Consider the following 774-nt stretch of genomic DNA (forward strand, 5'->3'; position numbering starts at 1 on the left):
CATTTCAGCGCGGCCCTGGCTTCTTCTGAAGGATCAGCAGAGCTTGCCGGTGTACCAGGCGTTCACGACCACGCCGGGGCTGCCGAGGTCTGTGTGGCCCGGTCCGACGCAGATGGTGTTATCGGGCCAGTAGTTACGCACCACTCGGATCTTGATCCGTGAACCGTCGGATGTGCAGTGGTTGTACCAGGCCGTGTATCTGTCCTCGTAGAAGCCACAGCGCACGGCGGTGAGCCGTCCACTGGTTTTCGCTGACGCGGCGGCGGCCGCGGCGGTCGCCGCCGATCCGTCGAGCGCGCTCGCCGCCGCACTCGACGGTACGCCGACGATGCTGGTGGCTATACCGGCTGCGATCGCCACGCCGGTCAGGAATTGATGTCGTCTCATTGCTTTCTCCCTCGTTATGGAGGTTCTGCATGACATGGCCGGCCACGTTCCGTCTCTGGCGCCGCGCTGTCGCCGGTTCCAGATTCAGGTCCGATGTGACCCGCTCGAGGACAGCGAACACCAGTACAGAGGTTCGGACAATCGATTCGAGTTGGCTCGAATCCAAACCCAACCCGACACCCCGTTTCAAGGCGGCCCGCTCCTGGCGGGCCGCTGGCGCTCGTGGGCCGGGCTGCGGCTCTTCGGCCGGTCCCGGCCCACGACGCCCAGGCCCTCCCGGGCGGTTGCCGAAAGAATCGAGCGTCCCGCCGACCACACAAGGAGCACCAGCCAATCTCAAGATCGTCTCTCTAGCGCCAAAATCCGGTCCGATCCTCCCCGGAGGCC

At 65.1% G+C, this 774-nt stretch carries 1 protein-coding gene; it reads right to left on the reverse strand.

Annotation, left to right across the window (positions count from 1 at the left end; all coding sequences use genetic code 11):
* Positions 1–33: 33 nt before the first annotated feature.
* Positions 34–387, reverse strand: coding sequence for a DUF6355 family natural product biosynthesis protein (locus ABFX50_RS50830; protein ID WP_346158536.1), 354 nt, complete (start codon positions 385–387; stop codon positions 34–36).
* Positions 388–774: the final 387 nt, after the last annotated feature.

Source organism: Nonomuraea recticatena, from assembly GCF_039533245.1.
GTDB classification, from domain to species: domain Bacteria; phylum Actinomycetota; class Actinomycetes; order Streptosporangiales; family Streptosporangiaceae; genus Nonomuraea; species Nonomuraea roseola.